Consider the following 17,006-nt stretch of genomic DNA (forward strand, 5'->3'; position numbering starts at 1 on the left):
TTGTGCCTACTGAGATAACTCCATTGATTTCAAAAAATCTTTATTGGATTTTGTTGTTGATATTTTTTCAATCAAAAGTTCCATAACTTCAACCGATGACATCGGGGTCAGGACTTTCCTTAAAATCCATACTTTATTCAATACGTCAGCTGAAAGCAATAGTTCTTCTTTTCTTGTACCCGATTTATTAATATCAATTGCAGGGAAAATTCTCCTGTCTGCAAGTTTTCTGTCAAGATGTATTTCCATATTGCCGGTACCTTTGAATTCTTCAAAAATAACATCGTCCATTTTACTTCCGGTATCAACCAAAGCAGTGGCTATTATTGTAAGAGAACCGCCCTCTTCTATATTTCTTGCTGCGCCAAAAAACCTTTTTGGACGCTGAAGAGCGTTTGAATCAAGTCCGCCTGAAAGCACTCTTCCGGAAGAAGGCTGGGTGATATTATAAGCACGGGCTAAACGTGTGATTGAATCCAAAAGAATTACAACATCTTTTTTGTGTTCTACAAGCCGTTTTGCCTTTTCTATAACCATTTCTGAAACCTGAATATGCCTTTCAGCTGACTCATCAAAAGTTGAGGAAATTACCTCGCCTTTTACAGAACGCTGCATATCGGTAACTTCTTCCGGTCTTTCATCAATCAAAAGAATTATCAAGTGAACTTCCGGATGATTGGTAGATATGGAATTGGCGATTTTTTGAAGTATCATCGTTTTTCCTGCTCTTGGCGGAGAAACGATAAGACCGCGCTGCCCTTTGCCGATAGGTGTAAGTAAATCCATTATCCGCATCGTTAATTCATCTTTTCTTGTTTCAAGATTGACTTTACCCTGAGGATAAAGCGGAGTTAAATTATCAAACAAAATCCGTTCTCTGATTTTTTCCGGATCTTCACCATTAACTGCCTGAACTTTTAATAATGCCAAAAATCTCTCGTTTTCTTTCGGCGGCCGCACTTCCCCGGAAACTGTATCACCTTTACGCAGTGCAAATTTCTTTATTTGTGACGGTGATATATAAATGTCCTCGGGACCCGGAAGATAATTTGAGTTAGGCGAACGCAGAAATCCAAACCCATCCGGCAGCACTTCCAAAACACCTTCGTCAAACATAAGACCGTTCTGGGTTATTTGTCCCTGTAAAATCTTAAATACAAGTTCCTGCTTTTTCAATCCGGCAATATCATCAAGTTTCAACTGTTTTGCCAAATCTGTCAGTTCTACAATACTCTTTTTTGATAATGCAGAAATATCTGTTTTATTGGTCTGCTCCACTTTACTCTCCGTTTTCTTTGACAATGCCGGAATGTCTGTTTTGCCGTTCTGTTCCACTTTAACCTCCGTTTTCTTTGATACTGCAGGAATGTCTGTTTTGTTGTTCTGCTCCACTTTGTCCTCCGTTTTCACTTGAAATGAAAAAATGAAATCAAAATTTTACTGTTATTATTTATTTTTGGGAAAAGAATCGGAATATTAAAGCGATTAAATCCGTTTAATTAGGATGGCACTCCATATAAAATTTTTAATTTTTAATATAACTTTTTTTTTGGATTTTCATATTGAAAGGATTTTTCTAAAAGATGTGTTTTTCAACTGTGTTAATATATTACAAAATATAAATTATTTTGTCAAGTAAAATAATAATTCTCTAAAATATTTAAAATGTTAAAAAATAGTCAACTGATTCCAACTTAATCCTTTAGAGACAGTGTGTATTTCTTAATCATTTTAAAAGGATGGTAGGATTCTTTTGCTTTTCTTAAACCGGGAACACCTAAATCCTGTTCACGATTGATATATTTGTAACCTGATGCCTCACTTTCACAAAACATCTGGTTAATAGCCTGATAGATACCGATAAAATTACTGTTAGCTTTTTCAATATGAACAACAAAAGTTTCTGAATTCAGTGCTTCACCCATACTGACTGCTATAATTTTGGCATCAATCTCGATTATCCCGCTTTTAATATTCAGATATTCGAAATTTTCAAGCATATATTTTATTGCTTTTCTCTCTTTAGACAAACCGTCTTTATGCTGACAATCTTTTAATAAACACCACTCATCCATAAAAGAAATACATTTCTTTATATCGTTATTTGTCAGTTTTTTATAGGTAAATGGGTAACTATTTTTAAATCTTCTAATGAAATTTCTTTTGCTGTCAAAACCTTTCCCTTTTAGTTCAGTAAGATCTTTGGTAAGATATACGTAATCAAAATCGTTACGGTCTTCCTTAATTATAAATTGAGTAGTCCCCCGAAACAATGTTATCGTATCTTCGGGAAGAGCTGTAAATTTTATGATATTATTTTTTGGTTGAAGTGAAAAACATTTTAGAATAATGTCTTTTTTTTTACTATTCGTTTCACCAATGGGGTCAAGAATTTTCAATACATCGTTTTCTATAAAACTGATTATAATGTAATCTTCTAACGTTGAAACAGCAAACTGATAAGAACACCGCCACGCAAAAAGAGTTACAAATGAAAATTCCGAAATAACCGGCGGGTATTTTTTGAAAAGATTGTCAAATAGAGGTTTATCTTCAAGCTCAATAAACCGTTTTTTCGGATACTCGGGAATCGGGTTCATTTAACCAACCTCTTTTTCATCAGAGCGACACTTAAAAAAGTGCAAAAGAAAGCTAATAATATTAAGATACCAAACTCAAAAATGACAATTTTACTAAGAATGCCTAAAGCGAGTGCTCTGACAATTGACACTAAAAAAGTCAAAGGCAATCCCCATGCTACATATTGTGCCCATTGAGGCAAAGTTGAAAGCGGAAAAAAAACGCCGCTGAATAAAAACATAGGTGTAATAAATAAGAATACCGGGAAATTGAACATCTCTATATTTTTTATAACAGCTGTAAAGCACATACCGATACCGGCAAATGCCATCCCGGCAACAAAAGCAACAGGTAAAATCCATAGACTAATAGGGAAAGCGAGCAGTCCGAAACAAAGTGCCACAACAAATACAATACAACCTGCAAACAAAGATTTAGTTGCACCCCAGATTAACTCTCCAAAAACTATATCCTCAATACTTAACGGTGTTGATAAAATTGCATCGTATGTTTTCTGATAATACATTCTTACAAAAGAAGAATATGTTGTTTCAAAAAAACCATGGTTCATAATTGCAGTTGCAATCAAACCCGGAGCAATAAATGTCATATAGGGAATCTGGTTACCCTGATAAGTAACATATTTAACAAGCTCGCCAAAACATATACCGAAAGCAAAAAGATACAAAAGCGGTTCCAGCACAGGAGGTATAAAATTTATCTTCCATGTTGCAAGGTATACATCAAAATTCCTTTGCCAAACACGCCATGCTCTCCAACTAATATTTTTAAGAATACTTTTCATGTTATATTTAAGTATCTGCTCGTAACTTTGTCGACATAAGCAGAGCTTCGCTCTGCGGCTACATTTATTTTTACCTTGATATCGCTAAAAAACCACCTGTTTGTCATGCTGAACTTGTTTCAGCATCCAATTCACCGACAAGAATCGAGACCCCGAAACAAGTTCGGGGTGACGCTATTGGGCTTTTTCAACAGTTTCATTCAAGAAGTTCTCTGCCGGTTAACTTTAAAAATACATCTTCTAAATTAGCCATTCGTAAAGTACAAATTATACTTCCAAATTTGCCGGAAATATCTGTAAATTCTTCCCCGCCACTTCTGACATAAACGAAAAAATGAGTAGAAGTTTTTTCATAGTTGAAACCCTTGTCCTTAATATATTTCTCAATATTTTCATCTGACGACGAAATCTCTATCACGTTTGAACCGATATACTTTTGAACTAACTCTTTTGACTTGCCTTCCACAAGAATATTGCCTTTATTCATAATAATCAACCTATCACAAAGGTGTGCAGCTTCATCCATATAATGAGTTGTCAATAGAACCGTAGTTCCCTGGTTTTTAAGTTGTATTATACTTTCCCAAACCTGATGTCTTGCTTGAGGGTCAAGTCCGGTTGTAGGTTCATCTAAAATTAAAAAGTCAGGTTTATTAATTAAAGCCCTGGCTATCATCAAACGGCGCCTCATCCCTCCGGAAAGGTCATCTATCTGACTATCTCTTTTAGAAAATAAACCGATAAAATGGAGCAGTTCTTCACACCGTGATTTCGATTCATTTCCTACTATATCAAAATAACGGGCAAAAACACGCATATTATCCCATACTGATAAATCGGGATCTAAATTATTATCCTGCTGGCATACACCTATACGTGCTTTAATAAGACGCGGATTTTTTTCTGCTTCTTCTCCTAAAATTTTTAAAAACCCACTTGTCGGCTCAATGAAACAATAAAGCATTCTAACCAATGTTGTTTTACCGGCTCCGTTAGGTCCCAACACACCGAAACATTCCTGCTTTGAAACAGAAAAATTAATATTATTGACAGCTACAACATCACCAAAAACCTTTGATAAGTTGCGTGCCTGAATTACTTCCTGTTTAACATCAAAATTGTTTGTCATTTTAAAATTTCTAATATACTTAATACGCTAAAAATGCTCTTCTATGTCAATAAACTATCGTCTTTACTTTTTTTCACCCCAATAATCAGAACCGTCCCCGTTATGGGGTATTACTTGTTTTCTGTTGTAAGTTCTAACGTCCACCGCTTACCTTGTTTAATATAGTTTCCTTCTACAAATATTTCTTTATCTTTAGCGATTACATAATCTGTCGGACCATGAAAAACACTATTTATACCAATAACATCCTCTGTTTTTTGGGCAGTATATATCAATACACCATTTTCAGGATTCTGCGGATTATACCAATCTGTAATAAATCTCAAGTTAGTCCCGGAATAAATAGTATCTGCTACGATTTTATCTGATTCAATCCGCACAGGAAGCATATTTATATATTTGGCTAACCAAAGATTACCTTTTGGTGTTCCATAAACAATGATAGTATACTTTGATAAATCTTGTTTTAACGCTTCTTTGTCTGTTAATATAGAATATTCTTCAAGAAACATGTCATTCATTTTCCTGACATATAGATAAAGATTATTCTGCTCCTTTTTATTCTCTTCGTTTGTCGGAATAATACAAACTCCGGGATTTTTTTTCAAAAAAATCCCCTTGATTGAATTTACATATGAATAGACATCTGAAGAACTTTCTATTTCAAATTTATACTGATATGTTTCATGATTTTTATACCATCTAATCGCTTCTTCAGTAGGATTTTTCTTGTCAACCCAATAGTCGGGCGTAAAACCAATAGTTTCTTCAAAATTTTTCATTTTAAATATTTTATACGGCAATTGAAATATAATTTTAGAATTCGGTAAATAATAAAACTTTGCCTCACCAAATACTCCAACACCTGCTGTATTTTCTCCGATTCTTAAACTATTTCCCACTGACCGTGAATAATCTATAGCTGCCTCACCAGAAGAACCTATCCATCTATCCTGTACTACTATCATTACTCCTTTATATGTTCCTAATTTACGTTCACTATTGTTATTCCAAATCCGCCATTTCCTTACAGGTTTATTTTTTATTGCATTTAATTCATTCTCCTTTATATATTTACTATTATATTCTGATTGCATTGTTGCAGGAGAAACTAACATTCCTTCTATCATTTGCCATTCTGCAACTTTATTTAAACCTTTTATAAAAGTCATCGGAAAATCAGAAGATCCTCCCCCATTGCCTCGTAAATCCCAGACAAATAAAGACTTATCTTTTAGTTCTCCACCTAACTTAATAAGTTTATCCTGTACATCTTGGGTAACTGATGGGCACTCTTTCATGCTAACAATCGGGACATCATCATAATATTTAAAATCATAAAGATTCCCAACACCAAAACGCTTAGAAGAATTTGATGCTCTGATTCTACAGGAATGCACTGGAATAATTTCTTGTTTGTTATTAAAACTTAATTCTATATTTTTTATCTGGTCATCGTAAGACAGTGTCCCAATAAGATAGTGTTCTTTTCCTTTTGGAGACAATGTTTTGAAGAGATTCTCTTTACTACTGTTGAACATAGAACCAATAACAACATTTTTTATTTTTGAATCTATTACAAAATAAGTATTGCCTCGCTTTTCTAATAATATATCTGCAAAATAAGCATCCTTGTGTTTGAAAAATCTATTCATCTTCTTGCCATAAATACCCAAGTGTCCATCTTTTATATCTTTCAAATAAGATACAATTATGGTCTCAATTTCTTTAACTTTTATATTTTTATTGGTTCCTTCAACATATAACCTTAACTTGTTATACATCTCACTAAAATTAATTCCATTTTGTTCCCAATATTCTTTTCCACTATACGCATTTTCAAATAGATATTCCAACATATCTATATCTTCTAACGCTTGTTTTTTTGTTAGATATTCAGGTATTTTATCTCGTTTGCCTTTTGCATAAGCATTAATATCCAAAAATTTAACTGTTTTATATTCGACATCTTTCTCTTTGACTGTCATATATTTTCTTAATTCAACAGGAAGTTCATTAGGACCAAAAGTAGAATTGTCACAAAAACCAATACTTATCATTGAAAGACTAATAAATACTGCTATAAAAACTAAATTTTTTATTTTATACATAATACTATTTCTCATGTTATCAATTTCCGTCTAACGCTTGGGATTTCTCTTCGTCTTAATTGTAGTCACACTGCCTTACGGTGCATAGTAAAGCACGCCAAGGGCGTGCAACTACTTAGAACCTTAAAAACGAATGAGTTATGACACAGACTGTACATACGAATGGCAAAATGGTTGTTTTGTTTCCAAAGAAATTCTATGGACAACAGATACTAAAGGTCTGCGGTGTTTAGGGACCAGTATGCCCTTCCCCAAAAATCAGCGACTGTTTCGGCATCGTATTTTTCCCAGTTAATACCTGTAAAATGAACAGGGTCATACCAATTTAGTGAATTATTTTTATAATAATTATTTGCAATGACAGAAAATATTTTTTTAGTCGCTTTAAGACCGCCGTTCTTGTTGAAATAATTTGCTATCTTTTGCAGATTTGCAGGATTCAACAATGCAGGGTTAGCAGAATCAAAAATATTCTTTATATCAGGTTGATTATAATCCGGTATTTCTGCTGATATTTTTGCTTTCTCCCATTTTTTATGTTGTTTTCTCAAATCACTTTTTAAATAAGAATCAACAGCCTCAAGCCATCCGGAAGAAGATTCCGGAACTTCTAATTTTTTCTTATTAAAATTCTTTTTGTAAAATCCGATTGCCTTATCAACATCCCACATTATATCCAGGGCATCCGAATATGACATATTTTTTAATTTGACTATATCTATTGCAGGTCCAAGCTGGCTGTGTCCGTTCATAAGCGATTTCTGGTGTATTGAGCATAAAGCCCTTATACATCTCATATATATAGGGTGCGCATACTGTGTTAAATCGGATGAGATACCGGCGGATGGATAAAGCTTACTTGATGATGGAGCATCAGAAATAGTTACCGGTATTCCTTTTTTATTTTTCTTTATTATATTATGTGTAAAATATTCCAAAACTTTTCCAAGAGCGTTGTAAGCTTTTCCAAGTTCAGCAGATACCGGTTTGACCCGTTTCCTGTCACTTGGAACAACTTGTGAATATTTCTGTGCGAGTGACGGAAGCACCATCCCTTCTTTTGCTAATTTTTCAAATGCCTCTGATTCAATTGAAATTTTTGACCATACGTGGATTCCTGACATTGTCACATCTATCAGGTATTTTATTCCAAACGAATCTAAAATCTGCTCGACATTATTCAATGATGATTCCATCAGCTTGAATACTTTCCTTTGGTTTCCCTTATCAAAGATATAAGCCGGATTTTCAGTGTTAAAATACTCAACATCCCATATGACATAAAGATATTTATCATCTTTACATCTTATAGGAAAAAATAAATCCAAAGAATCATTCATTAATTCTTCTATTTTAGAAATTTCAATCTCTTTTACGGGAAATGTCCAACCCCGTTCAACTAAAACTTGTCCGGAACCAATACAATAATCATAATTTTTTGCCTGATTCAATATCAGTCCCTTAATTTTAGAATCACTGTAATACTTCTTAATAAATTCCATGTTTTTAGGTTCCATCTACTACCTCCATAACTCTAAATTATGACCGCACCACTGCTGGATACAATATTTTTTTTCCTGATATGATATACAATTTAAATCCGGCAACCTGTCCAGACCAAGATATATAGCTGCCCCATAGAGCTGTACAAAGAAATTAGCGCGGGTTTCAGCATTATACTTATTTATTGAAAATTCCGGTAGGTTTTTGTATTTTTTATAAAAAAAGCCGGCAATATGCTTATAATCATACCCTTTTTTCCTTAAAATTGCAATAACTGTCCTTATATTAGTCGGTTTTTTCAGGTGAGGGTCCGGATTTGAAATACCATGTGTGATACACGGTGGAAATTCATTGAAATTAAGGTCGTCAATTCCTTGCTCATATTCCACGCTATCAAATTTTTTATGGAATTCGTATAATTCCGATGACTTGTATTTTGCCAGAACATTCAACCAGCCATTAGAAGCATCCGGGACAATACAGCTTGATTTGGAATCATTTGCATATTCTGAAGCCATTTTAAAATTCCGCCTCATTTTTAAAATATCAATAAGACTCAAATCGCCTGTTGGTAAAGCAATTTGTACGGGAACCTTTGAACTTATATGCTCTCCTATCTCTTCTTTCTTTACTTTATGTTTCTGATGAGTACTAAACGGGACCCTTATTGCACGCATGTATATAGAATCAGAATAGATTGTTAAATCAAGCGACACCCCTTCAGGCGGCGACATCTCAATATCACAGTATTGCAGCGAGATAATATTCTTATCTTTTTCTTGTAAAGCATAAACTCTCCGCATTATTTCTAATGTAGCAAATTGCAAAAGACGGAAAGCACCGGAATACCCAAGCCCTATATAAAGCGGGACATTAAGCTGACCTCTGATTTTTTCCCTATTCAGATATTGATATTCCAGTGACTGTTCAAGTTTGCCGATTTTTTCCAATTGCCAATGCTCGTTTCTCAATTGCCACAATGAATGATAATGATAACCTTGCCCGGTAATGACTTCAAGATACCGTATTCCAAAATCTTTATATACGCTTTTGACAATTTCACGAACCGGTTCAATTTTGTTCCTGAAAACATTGTCGGCATTTAAATAAACTTCACCAGGTGATTTTGAATTATAATATTCTATATCAAGCGATATTAATGTCCCGTCGTGTCCCAACATCGAACTGAATATATCCAGACCACGGTCCATCATCGCATATAAATGTGAAGGCGGTGCGGAATAATGTCCTTTTGGATTTTTCTTGCTGACCTCGGACTCGCCATAACCTACAATATATTCGGCATTATTAATAAATTCAAATATACGGTTTCTAACTGCATTGTTTTTATAATATTCTATTTGATTAAGCATAAATCTTATTTTCAAGTTAAGCAAAGCTTCGCTTTGCAGCTACAAACCAGTTGACATTGTAGCCGCAGAGCGTTAGCTCTGCTAAACATTGAAATTCCTATATACTAAAACAATTTTTGGAATTTTTTTATCTCGGATTTTACATCGTTTTTTGCAACTACGGAAGAAATTGCACATAATCCGTCGGCACCTGCTTTAACAACTTCACCGGCATTAGAAAGGTTTATCCCGCCAATTGCAACTATTGGAATTGAAACAACTTTTTTTATATCTTTTATTAGAGTAATCCCTTTGGGATTTCCTGCATCAGATTTAGTATTTGTCGCAAAAATCGGAGAAACTCCGAGGTAATCCGCACCCATCTTTTCTGCTACTTTTGCTTCTTCAATATTATGAACAGTAACACCTATTATTTTATTTTTACCAAGTATCCTTCTGGCAACCGGATAAGACATGTCATCCTGCCCGATATGAACACCGTTGGCATTAACAGCAACTGCGATATCAAGCCGGTCATTTATTAAAAAGATAATGTCTCTACATAATCTTTTTAATACCAACGCTTCTTCATACATTTCTTTGGTAGAACCTGATTTATTACGATACTGAACAACCTTTACTCCTGCTGAAACAGCAGATTTAACATCACTGATATTACCAGCTTTGCTTAATTCAGTATCCGTTATAAAATAATAACCGGCATAAATATTTTCCATAGAAATATATTGAATCGTTGGGTTATAGGGTTATGGGGTTATAGAGTTTTAGGGTTTTAGGGTTTAGGGTTTTTAACTCTATAACTCTACAAACTCTATAACTCTAAAACTATTTTCTTGTGATTTTGCTCATCTTTTCAACAGTTTTTTTATCTAAATTGAATATTGCATCGAAAAGAGCTTCTTTAAATGAACCCGGACCTTTTGACGATTTAACTGCAAGTTCTGCCGCTATTTCAAAACAGCAAAGACCTGCAACTGACGCTAATGCTAAATCCTTTTCTACTGCGGCAAAAGCGCCGATAACAGATGTGGCCATACATCCTGTACCTACGATGTTCGCCATCATCTGATGCCCGTTCTTCACAATATATGTTATTTTGCCATCAGTAACAATATCCTCTTTCCCGGTTATAACAACTGTGCAATTTCTTTTTTTAGCGAGGTGTTTTGCAAGTTCAACGAGATTTTTACCTACTTCGGTTGCATCTACACCCTTTGTTTGAACATTCTCACCGGCAATTCTTGCAACTTCAGATGAGTTACCTTTAATAATGTTAATTTTAACTTCGTCTAATAACTCAAAAGATTTCTGGTCACGCAGTTTAGTTGCTCCTGCCCCGCAGACATCAAGAACAACCGGAATGCCTTTTTCATTTGCACTTTTTGCTGCAATTTTCATTGAGTCAATAAAATCAACGGTAAGCGTTCCGATATTGAGTACCAAAGAAGAAGCAATTTTCGCCATATCGGCAACTTCTTCCTTAGCGTGCGCCATTACCGGAGAAGCGCCAAAAACTTTCACAACATTTGCACAATCATAGATGGTAACCCAGTTAGTAAGATGATGAACAACCGGCTTCTGTGCCCTGACTTTTTCAAGCAAACTATAAATTTCAATTTCTGGCATTTTCTACCTCCCTTTTCCAATAAAATAAAATGACTACAACAATGTTTTAAGTAACTTTTTTAACCGTATCCCTCACTACCTAAGGGACGATAATTTCTATCAACCAACTAATAAGACACAATGTTCCTATGGTAAAAACAAAAGTCTTCATTTTGTTGTTCCTTCAAGTTTTCAAATCAGAAAAATGCAAACTACCCATTTTTTTAAATATCTCTATTAAGACAATTAGTATTGTGTCCCCCGATTCTCATTCATCCTTTTTGTTTTTTTCCATATAGTCATCCAATTTTTTTAAATTATGTTTATCTATATTTCTCTTGTATTTTTTGACTAGAGCTTTAATTGGTTCTATCACATCTGCTGCCGGAAGAATTTGATTATTAGAAAGTATGGCTTTGAAAATTTCATTTATCTGGCTCTTTGTAAAATTCCCATATTTTGATAGTTCTCTAACGTTTTCTTCAACACCTCTATAGGAACCACTATTTCTGAAAATATTTATCACTCTTTTCTTTATGTTTATTTTAGTAATTTTATCCTTAGATTTTGTAAAAACCTGATAAGCTATTCCCCTGCATAATTCTGCATAATCGTTACCCTTTAAAGGTATTGCTTGAAAAATATCCAAAAAACCGTAAGGATCAATATCCTGAACCTTTACTGGCAGTATTTCTTTTTTATAAATAAAAGCAATTCCAGACTCCTGATCTGTCCACTTGGATCCTCTAAAATCACTTGTTATTATAGGTATGAAAAATTTACAATGCCTTAATTCATAAATAATCTTGTTTTTCCAAATCGACGAAGGTGTTATATCATGGTGTGCAAGAAAAGAGACAATACCATATTGCTCAAGCTCACTTTTTATATTACCTGCGATTCCCTTATTGATTGTTGAATAACTAATAAAAACACAGCAACTTTTTATTTTAACACTTTTTTTTCTTCTTTTGTATTTTGTGGTAGCCCGGAGTTTATCCTCTATTCCTATTGCTAATTTATTATTTAATGCGTTATGACTGTTTTCTTTTTTATTAACAGATGTATCTTTTTTTTGAATATCTGTAAATGAACTATCGTTTTTGATGTTTTCATGATTCATTGCGTAATCTTTTATGCATTCAGGTAATTTTATATCAACAAAATGGATTCCACGCAGCATAGAAACAATATTATATATCTCTTTATTTATATCATCCTTAATTCTTTGTATGGTAGTATCTTTTCTAATTTTTTCTTTTTCTATTATTTCAGCAATTACCGCTGCTTTAAGAAAACCGAGGCTTTCATCACCAACACCATTATCACTAAAACTTTTATTTTTTTTGAAGTATGCAATTAAGTTACTTATATAATTTTTCTCATTTTTTATACCCTTATTACTTGTTTTGTAGGTATTTATGATATTATTTAAGAAAGATTCCAATTTCAAAAGGCCATTATAAATTATGTTGTTTATGGTTTCATTAAACTCAACATTTACCCTATAATCTTTTACCCATTCTCTCTTTTCTTCTAAAAGTTTCTGTGATACTTTGAAATCAGGACGAATGACACCTTCTTTGCCCAATTCAAAATATATCTTAAAATCAATTCTTGATTTTAAATCATTATACTGGTTTTTATCTGTTGGTTTATTTATTAAATTTTCAAAATCCTCAACCATCTCTTGTGTAAATTTGATTATTATTGCATTACTGTTAATCTCGATTCTAAAATCATAATCAGTATCAGGGACAGGTGTCTCGTAATGGTTTACATTTGCAGTCGGAACCAACCCTTTAATAAGATTCTCTATATATTTTATTGCATTTTCATTTTTCATCTTTTTAATTCAAGAACATTACTCCAATTCTGATAATTATTTTTACTCATAATTTCTTTTTTATTTCTCTACAACTTCCCCTCTTCGTTATCACTATGGAGGACAAGCCAATGACCGCCTTTATCGGGACCAATGCGTTTAAGTTTTTTATGTTTAATCAACTGGGTTAAATGATATTTAATGCCATCTTCTGTAATATTCCCTATCTTTTCCGACAATTCTTTTCTAGTAATTTCAGGATTTACTTTTATCAGATCTAATATTTTCTGGGTAGTTTTCTGGGTAGTTTTCTGGGTAGTTTTCTGACTTTCTTTTTCCATTTGTAACGATGATTTTTTAATAGTCACCACGATACTTGTTCCCGTATATTCGAAAACTGGATCCGGTAATCCCCACTCATGACACCACTTAACTATTTTATTAGTACCTGAGCCAACCTCTTCAACGTATTTGATCCAAAAGAACTGTTTGGCAATCAGAGGATTCGGCGGCAAAGAGTCATGTTTCGTCGTCAATGTCTCTGCTGTCCACCCTTTTGGTAATCTCCCGGGATTCCAGAATTCTATCCGATCATCAAAAATCCTCACCTGGACTTTACCCGTTGACCAATAGTCCCGATGAGCGATAGCATTGGCCAATACCTCACGGATGGCTTTTGGTGGATACTCCCACTTCTCCTGCCTTTCCAACTTTCCGGATTCAATCCATGCTGATAAAGCAATATTATTGAAGATAAACTTTTCAGCATCTTGCAACTGATGAATGACACTACCAGTAATCGGTTTTAAATCTATCATATCTTCGGTCACATCAAGTCCTTTAAATCGAATACATTTCAACTCACATTGAGGATAAAAATCCTGCGGAACACCAAACAATAGAATAGCCGCATTGGTTGGTTTCTTGTTTTTAAGAAGCTTCATCCTCATTAATGCCTCTTGAACGGGTAATTTTTCACTTAAATCCAATCCTCGCTCAGACTTCCCCTTAAGAATGAATTCTTTGAGTAAATCACGATCTACATCTTTTAGCAAAGCACCTTTACAAATCTGGCTATCAAAACGAATTTGGTCCTTGTATTTATCAATAATCTTACTTTCGTATTCATCTTTACTCATTTTTAGAGTAGATTTACCGACACGGATAAAAGGTTTACCATAAGCCAACACCAGATGGTCAGCTGATTCTTTTACCTCAACTACAATTATCTCTTTTTTTTGTATTCTCTTTGTTATAATTTTAGGATGGATTTTGGGATCAGTATGCTGGGAAATCTGGTTAGTAAGATTTTCTATGGTATCCTTACCGATTTGAATACCAATGATTTTACCTATATTTGAAACTCCGATAAATATCTTGCCGCCTTCCGTATTTGCAAAAGCAGAAGTTGTTTCTATTATTTCATTTATTTGAGACAATGATGGTTTCCATTCTATTGTTGTTGATTCTGATTTACCCATTAATTGAAGAGGATTTTTCATATTGACTCTGTGCTAAAAACTTTACTGGCAATTTTAAGGAAGTAATACTTAATAATTGTATTATAATCAAATATTATTTATTTTCAATAGTTCTTAACACGATGGGATGTTATTGACACTCGCCAAACATATTTGTATAATTAAATTCATAAAGGATGGTAAAATAATGGAAAATAAAAAATTTAAATGTGCGATTTTTGATTTGGACGGTGTTATTGTCAATACTGTTCCTGTACATTTTAAGGCGTGGAAAAAAATGTTTGGCGAATACGGTAAAAAATTTACATTCACGGACTACCTTAATAAAGTAGACGGTATTCCCAGATTAGACGGTACGAGAGCGATATTAAAAGGTCTTCCTGAAAAACAGATATTGGAAGCAAATGAGAAAAAACAGGTTTATTTTCTTAATTTTCTTTCCAAAGTTAAAATCCCGGTTTTTAAGTCCACTGTAAGATTAATAAAGCAACTTAAAAAAAACAATATTAAACTTGCCGTAGTATCTTCAAGTAAAAATTGCAAGGACATTCTTAGACAGACAAAATTAATCAATTTATTTGAAGTATGCTTAACAGGAAATGATATTACAAAAGGTAAACCAAACCCGCAGATATTCATAACAGCTGCCAGACAAATTGGTATCCCGCCTAAAAATTGCGTGGTTTTTGAGGATGCAATACTTGGAGTAGAAGCGGCAAAAAGGGCAAAAATGAAATGTGTCGGGATTGACAGGCAGAATAAACCTGAAAGGTTGAAAAAAGCGGATATTGTTGTAAAGGATTTGAGAGAAGTAAGTATAAAAACGCTGGAAAAATTGTTTTAGTGCGTGTAGTAAATTATCATATGGCACGCCAAGGGCGTGCAACTACAAAAAACTATTACAAATTCATAGCACGGAGGGTGACGATGGTTAAACCGTTAAATATTAATGAGCTCAGTGTTGAACAGAAAATCGGACAGATGCTGCTTGCTAGATCAAACTGCATATATAATCCTGCTGATAAAAAATTTGTATTTAATCTGATAAAAAACAGGAGCCTGGGCGGGATTCATCTGCCGTCAAATAAAAAAATTGTATCAGAATTCCTCGCTTATGCTGACTATCCTATACTGGTATGTGATAATATGGAAAACGGATATAGGGGTAATAACTCGCTTCAGCTACCTTGCCAAATGGCTGTAGGTGCAACGAATCTTGAAGAGTACGCATATGAATTCGGCAGATTGACGGCTATACAGGCAAAAGCCGACGGGTTAAATGTCGTATTCGGACCAATACTTGATATCGCAATGAATCCTCTTTCTAACTGCGTGGGACCAAGGTCATTCGGCGGGAATAAGGAACTGGTAGCTAAAATGGCAATTGCCGCAATAAAAGGTTATCAGGATAACGGAATGATTGTAACAGGCAAACATTTTCCCGGATTCGGCGAATCGGCAGTTGATTCACATATAGGAATGGTATATCTAAACGGAAATAGAAACTCGCTGATAAAAAGAGAACTTTATCCATATATTAAAACCATAAAAGAAGCTAATCTGTCGGGTGTTATGGTAGGACACATAATGGTAGAAAAAATAGATAAAAAATATCCTGCATCAATTTCGCCCAAACTCATAAAACTTCTGCGCGACGTGGGATTTGACGGTCTTGTTATGACCGACTCCTTTGCTATGGTAGGTCTTACAAATCTTTTCTCTCTGGAAAAATGCCATGAACTTGCAATGGCTGCCGGAAATGATATGGTTATGACAAGTTACAGAATCCCCATGAAAACAGCATATGGATGGATGTTAAAAGCTTACAGAAACGGTGCTATCTCAATAAAACAAATTGACAATGCTGTCAGAAGAGTGATTGAGGCGCAGACAAAAACAATGAAACAACCTTCGCAGAAAATAATAACAGATAAAGATAGAAAAACTGCTATAAATATGAGTGAAGCATCTATTACCGCAGTTCTTAATGGAGTGAACTCAGCAGCAATACCTGTAAATAAAAAACATTTGTTTATTCTTCAGGTAGGAAATTCGTTTAAAGACCCGCAAACACAAAAATCATACACAGAGGACAGCGGTACTAAGGAATTTGAACAATTAATTAAAGAATCATTCCCAAATTCTGACATCCGTAAAGTTAATGAATTCCCCAGCCAAGTTCAGATTGAAGCTACTCTTTCTGAAACCATGAAATATGATAGTTTGGTTGTCATACCATTTTCAAGAACCGAAGGATACCTTGGCTCTTCAGATTTAACTCAGCGGTTAATAGCTTTAGTTAGCGGAATTTCACCCAAGATTTCAGCAATTGTTTTATTCGGCAACGCTTATGCAGCAAGAGAACTACCTGCTGTGAAAAGACTAATTTTTGCTTACGAAGGTGAGAATTGTTTTGAATCTGCAATGAAAGTACTCCGGGGACAAATCAAACCACATGGCAAGTTACCGGTTCCGGTAAAATTAAAGAAAATCTAAGCCTCGCTACGCTCGGCACTCCGCAGAAACAACAGAAATTTCGCAGATTACACAGAGATTAAATTTTTTCTGCGTAATCTGTGTTTTTTTTGCGTAAT

General features: G+C 34.2%; 13 protein-coding genes. 2 read left to right on the top strand and 11 right to left on the bottom strand.

What is annotated here, in order from left to right; genetic code table 11:
* Positions 1-6: 6 nt before the first annotated feature.
* The 11 genes from rho to PHE88_03960 form a co-directional block, all read right to left on the bottom strand.
* Positions 7-1,278 carry a transcription termination factor Rho gene (gene rho, locus PHE88_03910; GenBank protein MDD5686963.1) on the bottom strand — a complete coding sequence of 424 codons (1,272 nt, stop codon included), beginning with the start codon at positions 1,276-1,278 and terminating at the stop codon, positions 7-9.
* Between the two features lie 416 nt (positions 1,279-1,694).
* Complete coding sequence (locus tag PHE88_03915) at positions 1,695-2,600, bottom strand: phosphatidylglycerol lysyltransferase domain-containing protein (protein ID MDD5686964.1); 906 nt, start codon at positions 2,598-2,600, stop codon at positions 1,695-1,697.
* Positions 2,597-3,385, bottom strand: a complete 789-nt coding sequence (locus tag PHE88_03920; protein MDD5686965.1) for an ABC transporter permease — start codon at positions 3,383-3,385, stop codon at positions 2,597-2,599. The genes PHE88_03915 and PHE88_03920 overlap by 4 nt, the downstream gene beginning before the upstream one ends.
* 196 nt (positions 3,386-3,581) lie before the next feature.
* Positions 3,582-4,514, bottom strand: a complete 933-nt coding sequence (locus PHE88_03925) for an ABC transporter ATP-binding protein (GenBank protein ID MDD5686966.1) — start codon at positions 4,512-4,514, stop codon at positions 3,582-3,584.
* A 110-nt stretch (positions 4,515-4,624) separates the two neighbouring features.
* Positions 4,625-6,625 carry a S41 family peptidase gene (locus tag PHE88_03930; protein MDD5686967.1) on the bottom strand — a complete coding sequence of 667 codons (2,001 nt, stop codon included), beginning with the start codon at positions 6,623-6,625 and terminating at the stop codon, positions 4,625-4,627.
* A 212-nt stretch (positions 6,626-6,837) separates the two neighbouring features.
* Complete coding sequence (locus PHE88_03935) at positions 6,838-8,142, bottom strand: hypothetical protein (GenBank protein MDD5686968.1); 1,305 nt, start codon at positions 8,140-8,142, stop codon at positions 6,838-6,840.
* Between the two features lie 3 nt (positions 8,143-8,145).
* Entirely contained in the window at positions 8,146-9,501 is a 1,356-nt protein-coding gene (locus PHE88_03940) for a hypothetical protein (protein ID MDD5686969.1), read from the bottom strand.
* Positions 9,502-9,605: 104 nt separating this feature from the next.
* Complete coding sequence (gene thiE / locus PHE88_03945; GenBank protein ID MDD5686970.1) at positions 9,606-10,217, bottom strand: thiamine phosphate synthase; 612 nt, start codon at positions 10,215-10,217, stop codon at positions 9,606-9,608.
* A gap of 109 nt (positions 10,218-10,326) precedes the next feature.
* Entirely contained in the window at positions 10,327-11,127 is an 801-nt protein-coding gene (thiM, locus tag PHE88_03950) for a hydroxyethylthiazole kinase (GenBank protein ID MDD5686971.1), read from the bottom strand.
* Positions 11,128-11,374: 247 nt separating this feature from the next.
* The gene (locus tag PHE88_03955; GenBank protein MDD5686972.1) at positions 11,375-12,952 is read right to left on the bottom strand and encodes a toll/interleukin-1 receptor domain-containing protein; all 1,578 of its coding nucleotides are present in this window, start codon (positions 12,950-12,952) and stop codon (positions 11,375-11,377) included.
* A 68-nt stretch (positions 12,953-13,020) separates the two neighbouring features.
* Positions 13,021-14,433, bottom strand: a complete 1,413-nt coding sequence (locus PHE88_03960) for a putative DNA binding domain-containing protein (protein MDD5686973.1) — start codon at positions 14,431-14,433, stop codon at positions 13,021-13,023.
* A gap of 166 nt (positions 14,434-14,599) precedes the next feature.
* Here PHE88_03960 and PHE88_03965 point away from each other — a divergent pair, with 166 nt between their 5' ends.
* The gene (locus tag PHE88_03965; GenBank protein MDD5686974.1) at positions 14,600-15,256 is read left to right on the top strand and encodes a beta-phosphoglucomutase family hydrolase; all 657 of its coding nucleotides are present in this window, start codon (positions 14,600-14,602) and stop codon (positions 15,254-15,256) included.
* 83 nt (positions 15,257-15,339) lie between these two features.
* Complete coding sequence (locus tag PHE88_03970; protein ID MDD5686975.1) at positions 15,340-16,908, top strand: glycoside hydrolase family 3 N-terminal domain-containing protein; 1,569 nt, start codon at positions 15,340-15,342, stop codon at positions 16,906-16,908.
* Positions 16,909-17,006 lie beyond the last annotated feature (98 nt).

This window comes from Elusimicrobiota bacterium (genome assembly GCA_028718185.1).
GTDB lineage: Bacteria > Elusimicrobiota > UBA8919 > UBA8919 > UBA8919 > JAQUMH01.